The following is a 236-nucleotide window of genomic DNA, read 5'->3' on the forward strand; positions in this document are numbered from 1 at the left end:
AATCTTAGCTTCAGTGAATGGGCAAGTGTGTTTGGTGACGCCAAAATGACGACTGCATTGCTCGATAGATTAACACACCACTGTCACATCCTCGAAACCGGAAATGACAGCTTCAGGTTCAAAAATAGCTCCGCACAGGAACCAAAACGAGCAAAGGAAAAATAGCAACCTTGACCGTAACTAAAAACCCGAACATTAATTAAAAGGCGGGTCAATTCTCGGTGGAAAAACCGGGG

The 236-nt window shown here is 44.5% G+C and carries 1 protein-coding gene; it reads left to right on the forward strand.

Annotated elements, in window-relative coordinates:
* Positions 1–165: ATP-binding protein (locus P8H26_RS18080; RefSeq protein ID WP_289634467.1), on the forward strand; the 165-nt coding region annotated here is incomplete at its 5' end.
* Positions 166–236: the final 71 nt, after the last annotated feature.

Origin of the sequence: Pseudochrobactrum sp. sp1633 (assembly GCF_030376605.1) — a bacterium.
In the GTDB taxonomy this organism is placed as follows: domain Bacteria; phylum Pseudomonadota; class Alphaproteobacteria; order Rhizobiales; family Rhizobiaceae; genus Pseudochrobactrum.